This window comes from Noviherbaspirillum sp. (assembly GCF_035654295.1).
Classification (GTDB): Bacteria; Pseudomonadota; Gammaproteobacteria; order Burkholderiales; family Burkholderiaceae_D; genus Noviherbaspirillum.
This window is the reverse complement of record NZ_DASRXF010000026.1, coordinates 1-5,520: the sequence shown is the minus strand read 5'-3', so window position 1 is coordinate 5,520 and position 5,520 is coordinate 1. Positions and strand designations below refer to the sequence as shown.

Sequence of the window (5,520 nt, the reverse complement as noted above, 5' to 3'; positions counted from 1 at the left end):
ATACGGGAAGACTCCTTCCAAGGCATCGCGCGCTCCAGATTGTTGCAACGCGATGATCATAAAAGGTGTTACCCATGTCTCCCGACAGGTGTTACCTATGTCCCCCGGCTATACACTGCGCTCTACCCACCCTACGGTTCTCTACTAGTCCAACTCGCGCAGCGGGTGCGCATGCGCCGGCCATGCCGGCTCGAAGAAGCGCTCGATCATCTCCGCGCTGACCTCGGACAGCTGCGACGGCGACCACTTCGGTGCATTGTCCTTGTCGATCACCACCGAGCGGATGCCTTCCAGCACCTCGCCGTTCTCGAAACTGCGGCGCACCATCGTGCGCTCCATGCGCAGGCAGTCGGCGACACTCATCGATTGTCCGCGGCGCAGCTGCGACAGCGTCACGCACATCATCAGTGGCGAACGCTTGCCCATCGTGTCGAGCGTCTTCTTCGCGAAGGCCGCGTCGTCCTGCGACAGTGATGCGACGATGGCCCCCACATTGTCGCCGGCGAAATGCTTGTCGATCGCGTTCCGTTCAGCCGCCAGCATGCTTGCCGACGGTTCGGCCTGTGCCTTGAAACGCGCGGCGAATTCGCGAACCGATTGCGTGATGCTGGAAGCATCCGCCGATTCCAACATGGCGAACAAGGCGGCGAGTTCGCCGGCGGGCACGAACACATCTGCCAGGCCGGCATACAGCGCGTCAGCGGCCCCGATGACTTCACCCGTCACGCCAAGGTAGGTGCCGAGCTGCCCCGGCGTGCGCGACAGGAAATAACCGCCGCCGACGTCGGGGAACAGGCCGATGTTCACCTCGGGCATCGCCATCTTCGTACGCTCGGTGACGATGCGCATGCGGTTGCTTTCCCCGCCTTGCGCGACGCCCATGCCGCCGCCCATCACGATGCCGTCCATGACGGCGATATAGGGCTTCGGGTAGAAATGGATCAGGTGGTTCAGCGCATACTCTTCGGTGAAGAAGTCTTCCAGCAGGGCGCTGCCGCCCTGGGGCGTCGAGCGCCCGGCGTCATGGAAGAAGCGGATGTCGCCGCCGGCGCAGAATGCGCGTTCGCTGCTGCTGTGGATCACGACCGCCTTGACGGCGCCATCGTCGCGCCATGCGAGAAGCGCCGCGGTAATTGCGCGCACCATGTCGAGGGACAGCGAATTGAGCGCCTTCGGGCGGTCGAGCGTGATGAAACCGATCTGGTTCTTGATGCTGGTCTGGACGAATTGCGTCATGGTGGATAGTGCGGGATCGTAAAGCGGATTATTGTATCGGCATCGTCCCCTGCGTGCAGTCGTCGTGCCGACATTCATCCCGAGGGGGGAAACAAAAAGGGCGCATTCGATGCGCCCTTGGTTGACACGGCCTGTGCGGCCGGTGAGGTCTTTACGCAGTGGCCGAGATGTCCGGCATGCGCTTGATGGTTTCGTGCTGATGGTCCTGGATCTTCGTCTTGTACTTCAGTACCTGGCGGTCCAGCTTGTCAATCAGTGTGTCGATCGCTGCGTACAGGTCTTGCGCAAAACTCTCGACGTGAATGACATTGCCCCGTAGTCGCAGATTCACTTCCGCTCTCTGTCTCTTGTCTTTTTCCGAAGGTTTTTCCACACCCAAGATGACTGCGATATCAATGACATGATCGAAGTGGCGGATGATGCGTTCCAGCTTGTTTACCACGTATTCGCGGATGGCCGGTGTCAATTCGAGGTGATGTCCACTGATTGTGAGATTCATACAGCGCTCCTATGGATGGTGTCGCTGGAGGTTCGCGCGTGCCCGCGCAGACGAACCACGCCGAACACAACGACTGCACTACAACACAATTACTACAGGGATTTGCGCAGATTGACTGGAGGGATTTTCAGGGCTTCGCGATACTTGGCGACAGTGCGTCGCGCCACGACCATGCCTTGTTCCCCCAACATATCCGCAATTTTGCTGTCTGAGAATGGATTCTTGGGGTCTTCTGCTCCTATCAATTGTTTGATCAGCGCGCGGATCGCCGTCGATGAAGCTTCACCCCCCGCTTCCGTGGCGACGTGGCTGCCGAAGAAGTACTTCAACTCGAACATGCCGTGAGGGGTCAACATGTACTTCTGAGTTGTCACACGTGAAATAGTGCTCTCGTGTAGACCCAGTGTATCAGCAATTTCACGCAAGACAAGAGGGCGCATGGCGACCGCGCCATGCGAGAAGAAATTTCGTTGACGGTCGACAATTGCTTGTGCAACACGCAAGATCGTGTCGAAGCGCTGGCGCATGTTCTTGATCAGCCACTTCGCTTCCTGCAGCTGGGAAGTAAGCGATCCCTCACCCTTGCTTTGCTTCAGGATGTTGGCGTACAGCGCGTTCACGCGCAGACGCGGCATCACGTCGTGGTTGAGGAAGACCTGCCAGCCGTTCTTTGTTTTCTTGACAATCACGTCCGGCACCACATAGTCCGACGCATCGGAGGCGAAGAGTGCGCCGGGATGCGGGTTGCAGCAGCGGATCACTTGTTGTGCCTCGCGCAGGTCTTCTTCGTCGCAGTCGAGTACCTTTTTCAGCTTGTTGAAGTCGCGTTGCGCGAACAGCGCGAGATGCTTCTCGACGATTTCGAGCGCGCGACGTCGCGTGACGAGCGGCACCTTCGGAAAACGGCGGATCTGGATCGCAAGGCATTCCGATGCGTTGCGCGCGCCCACGCCCGCCGGCTCGAAACTCTGCACCAGCTTCAGCGCAACCTGGAGTTCTTCGAGTTCGATGCCGAGCTCTTCCGGCACGCGCGCGTGGATTTCCTCGATCGGCTCTTCCAGGTAACCGTTGTCGTCGAGCGCATCGATGATCAGTTCGACGAGCGCCCGGTCGCGCTGTTCGCGCACCGTCACGCGCATCTGTTCGAGCAGGTGCTCGCGCAGCGTCACCTCGTGCGCTTCAAGCTGCGGGCGCGCGTCGTCGTCTTCCGGCGCCTTGGAGGTGCGCGCGACATCGTCGAAGCTCCAGTCGCTGTCGCCGGAGGCGCCATCCGATCCTTCGCCACCCTCGAAGCCGCCCTCGGGCTCTTCGGAAGACGACGTCGAGCCGCTTTCCGGCGCAGGCGCCTCGGGCGAACTGCCGTTGGCGGCCGTCGTTGCATTGATCGCGCCATCGGCAAGCAGGCGCACGGAATGGTCGAGGGGATCGTCCACCCGTTCCAGCATCGGATTTTCCGACAGGATTTGTTCCAGCTCCTGGTGCAGCTCGAGCGTCGACAGTTGCAGCAGCCTGATGGACTGCTGCAACTGGGGCGTCAGCGCCAGATGTTGCGAGATTCGAAGTTGGAGTGTCTGTTTCATACGCTTTGGTCTTCTTCCATTACATCCGGAAGTGTTCACCCAAATACACGCGCCGCACCGACTCGTTGGCGATGATGTCGTCGGGCCGTCCGCTTGCCAGGACAGAGCCCTGGTTGATGATATAGGCGCGGTCGCATATACCAAGGGTCTCACGCACGTTGTGGTCTGTGATCAGCACGCCGATGCCGCGTTCCTTCAGGAAGCGCACGATGCGCTGGATCTCGATCACCGCAATCGGGTCGACGCCGGCGAACGGTTCGTCCAGCAGCACGAAGCGCGGGTTCGTTGCCAGCGCGCGTGCGATTTCCACGCGCCGGCGCTCGCCGCCCGACAGCGACAATGCCTGGTTCTCGCGCAGGCGCTCGATCTGCAGTTCGGCCAGCAGCTTGTTCAGGCGCGTTTCGATTTCCGCCTTGGGCAGCGGCTTGTCGTTGACGCGCTGCAGTTCCAGCACCGCGCGGATGTTGTCCTCGACGCTCAGCTTGCGGAATACCGATGCCTCCTGCGGCAGGTAGGACAAGCCCAGCGTCGCCCGCCGGTGGATCGGCAGGCGCGAGATCGCGACGCCGTTGAGGTCGATATCCCCCGCATCCGACGGCACGAGGCCGACGATCATGTAGAACGACGTCGTCTTGCCGGCGCCGTTCGGTCCGAGCAGGCCGACCACTTCGCCGCTTGCAACCTGCAGCGAGACATCGCGCACCACCTGGCGCGTGCCGTAGCTCTTCTGCAGGCCATTGACTACCAGCGTGCTCGTCATGTCATTTGTCCTTCGACTCGGAGCGCGGCTGGATGGTCGCCTTGATGCGTCCGCCGCCCGGCTTGCTGGCGCCGCTCGCCGTATTGTTCACTGTAAAGAATTCGGCGCGGCTGTCATACGAAATGAACTCGCCTTCGACTTCATCGGTCGGCTTGTTGCCTTCCAGGCGGCGCATCTTTGCCTTCGAGAACAGTTTCACGATTTCCGTCTTGCCATCGTATTCGATGCGCTCCGCCTGCCCCTCGATCCACTGGTTCGGGCCGGCGTCGCGCTTCTGGCGGAACGTCGCCACGCCGCCCGCCGGCGCGAGCAGGGTCGCGAACTGGTAACCGGCCGGGTCCTGCGAAACCACCAGCTTGTGGGCACGCATGACCAGCGTGCCGCGGGTCAGGACCACGTTGCCGGTAAAGGTGTTGATCTGCTTGACGTCGTCGTAGGCCATCTGGTCTGCCTCGACGTTGGTCGGCTTGTCGGAGTCGGCCTTTTCCGCGTGCGCGTTGCATGCGCCCAGCGCGATCAGCGTCAACAGCAACAAGAAGAAATGTTTCATGAAATATCTCGAATGTGAAGCATCAAGTTATACCGATTCAGCGCACGGGGGCTTGATACGTGCCATGAACATTGCTCGTCAGGTTGAACTCCCCGGTTGCATTGTTCGCCACCATGCCTACGCCCGTCAGCTTTGCGCGATCGGTCGTGATTTCCACTGCCTTGTCGGTCTTCATCACGTCGTCGTCGGGCAGCACCAGCATGTACTCGGTGCGGATGCGGACCGGTTCCACGGTCGCCGATCCGGGCCGGTCCATGCGTACGTTGTCGTACAGGTGCACCTGGCTGTTGTCGCTGTTGACGCGCGCGCGCTTTGCCCTGATGGTCATCGGCGCCTCGGCATTGCTGATGTTGTTCACCACCGGGTTGACGATATCGTAGGAGTCGTCCTGCGGATTGTGCGTGAGCCTTTCGCCCGAAAAATGGTATTGCGCGGTGCCTGTCTTCGACAGTTTCACGTAGCTGAATTTTTCGACGTAGAAATCCGGTTCGCTGCGCTCCGGGCTGGGCTCGGCGGCGTCTGTCGCCCGTCGCATCACTTCATACAGCCAGAAACTCGCCAGTGCCAGCACGACGAGCGGCGCAAGCGTCATGAAAAACCGGAGGCGCGGTCGCATCGTGCTTACTTCAGGTAGGGCGCCAGCGCCGCTTCGTAATTGCCTTGGGCACGCAGGATCAGGTCGCACAGTTCGCGCGCCGCGCCCTGGCCGCCGCCGGCCTTGGTAACGTAATGCACCCGCGATTTCACTTCCCCGTGTCCGTTCGGCACGCTTGCGGCAAAGCCGACGCGCATCAGGATGGGCAGGTCGATCACGTCGTCGCCGACGAAGCCGCATTCTTCCTTGCCGATGCCGGTTTTCGCCAGCAGGTCTTCGAATGCATCGAGCTTGTCGTGC

Annotated in this window: 7 protein-coding genes; all 7 read right to left on the bottom strand. The window is 60.8% G+C overall.

What is annotated here, in order from left to right:
- Positions 1-144 precede the first annotated feature (144 nt).
- On the bottom strand, positions 145-1,236 hold the full coding sequence (locus tag VFF99_RS03125) for an enoyl-CoA hydratase/isomerase family protein (protein ID WP_325014909.1): 1,092 nt from the start codon (positions 1,234-1,236) through the stop codon (positions 145-147).
- 151 nt (positions 1,237-1,387) lie between these two features.
- Positions 1,388-1,735 carry a ribosome hibernation-promoting factor, HPF/YfiA family gene (gene hpf, locus VFF99_RS03120; protein WP_325014907.1) on the bottom strand — a complete coding sequence of 116 codons (348 nt, stop codon included), beginning with the start codon at positions 1,733-1,735 and terminating at the stop codon, positions 1,388-1,390.
- Positions 1,736-1,827: 92 nt separating this feature from the next.
- Positions 1,828-3,315 (bottom strand): RNA polymerase factor sigma-54, encoded by a 1,488-nt coding sequence (locus VFF99_RS03115; protein WP_325014905.1) that lies wholly within the window; start codon positions 3,313-3,315, stop codon positions 1,828-1,830.
- Between the two features lie 19 nt (positions 3,316-3,334).
- Positions 3,335-4,075 (bottom strand): LPS export ABC transporter ATP-binding protein, encoded by a 741-nt coding sequence (gene lptB, locus VFF99_RS03110; RefSeq protein WP_325014903.1) that lies wholly within the window; start codon positions 4,073-4,075, stop codon positions 3,335-3,337.
- A gap of 1 nt (position 4,076) precedes the next feature.
- Positions 4,077-4,625 carry a lipopolysaccharide transport periplasmic protein LptA gene (lptA, locus tag VFF99_RS03105; RefSeq protein WP_325014901.1) on the bottom strand — a complete coding sequence of 183 codons (549 nt, stop codon included), beginning with the start codon at positions 4,623-4,625 and terminating at the stop codon, positions 4,077-4,079.
- 37 nt (positions 4,626-4,662) lie between these two features.
- On the bottom strand, positions 4,663-5,241 hold the full coding sequence (gene lptC, locus VFF99_RS03100) for an LPS export ABC transporter periplasmic protein LptC (RefSeq protein WP_325014899.1): 579 nt from the start codon (positions 5,239-5,241) through the stop codon (positions 4,663-4,665).
- Between the two features lie 5 nt (positions 5,242-5,246).
- Positions 5,247-5,520: KdsC family phosphatase (locus tag VFF99_RS03095; RefSeq protein WP_325014897.1), on the bottom strand; the 274-nt coding region annotated here is incomplete at its 5' end.

What these genes read in the sequence shown, in the direction of transcription:
- VFF99_RS03125 (WP_325014909.1), bottom strand. Translation starts at nt 1,236, where the DNA reads ATGACGCAATTCGTCCAGACCAGCATCAAGAACCAGATCGGTTTCATC.
- hpf (WP_325014907.1), bottom strand. Translation starts at nt 1,735, where the DNA reads ATGAATCTCACAATCAGTGGACATCACCTCGAATTGACACCGGCCATC.
- VFF99_RS03115 (WP_325014905.1), bottom strand. Translation starts at nt 3,315, where the DNA reads ATGAAACAGACACTCCAACTTCGAATCTCGCAACATCTGGCGCTGACG.
- lptB (WP_325014903.1), bottom strand. Translation starts at nt 4,075, where the DNA reads ATGACGAGCACGCTGGTAGTCAATGGCCTGCAGAAGAGCTACGGCACG.
- lptA (WP_325014901.1), bottom strand. Translation starts at nt 4,625, where the DNA reads ATGAAACATTTCTTCTTGTTGCTGTTGACGCTGATCGCGCTGGGCGCA.
- lptC (WP_325014899.1), bottom strand. Translation starts at nt 5,241, where the DNA reads ATGCGACCGCGCCTCCGGTTTTTCATGACGCTTGCGCCGCTCGTCGTG.